This is a genomic window from Bacillus sp. AY2-1 (genome assembly GCF_008368965.1).
In the GTDB taxonomy this organism is placed as follows: Bacteria; Bacillota; Bacilli; order Bacillales; family Bacillaceae_G; genus Bacillus_A; species Bacillus_A thuringiensis_S.
In genome coordinates, this window is record NZ_QPEL01000294.1 from 1 (window position 1) to 531 (window position 531).

Genomic DNA, 531 nt, shown 5'->3' on the forward strand with positions numbered 1-531 from the left:
TCATCTGAATCATCATCCATTATAAAAAGCTCGAAATCTTGAAAGGTTTGGTTTAATACACTTAATATAGATTTTTCAACAAACGCAGGCTTATTGTAACTTGTCATTATAACTGAAATTTTAGGCAAATCTCTCTCTCCTCCTTATCAATAAATACAAAAACAGTTACGTTATTATATAAATAGAAAGGACAAACCGTTCCGATAATTTTAAAAAAGGTTTCTTTATCTATAAAAAATTAATAGCAGTATTTATATTCACCCATGTCTCTTTTTTCTCCACTATAGTCCATACCATATCTATGAAAAAGTCATAAATTATTTAAGTATAAAAAAGAAAGTGTCGATAAAGCTTTAATTATTAGATTTCACTAGAAAAACACATTCAATATTCTCAATAGAGGTGAAGACTTTGCAACCCCAAATATCAATTATCCTTACTAGTTATAATAAGCCATCATTAATTAATAAAGTTATTGAAAGTGTTCTAATGCAAACTTATAAAGAATGGGAACTTTTTATTATGGATGAT

The 531-nt window shown here is 26.7% G+C and carries 2 protein-coding genes; one reads left to right on the forward strand and one right to left on the reverse strand.

What is annotated here, in order from left to right; genetic code table 11:
* Positions 1-128 (reverse strand): glycosyltransferase family 2 protein (locus DN403_RS30550; protein ID WP_149186109.1); only part of this gene is annotated, 128 nt, incomplete at its 3' end.
* A 283-nt stretch (positions 129-411) separates the two neighbouring features.
* On the opposite strand from DN403_RS30550, the gene DN403_RS30555 reads away from it, so the two are divergent.
* Positions 412-531, forward strand: a 120-nt coding sequence (locus DN403_RS30555; RefSeq protein ID WP_149186110.1) for a glycosyltransferase, incomplete at its 3' end; no start/stop codon positions are given.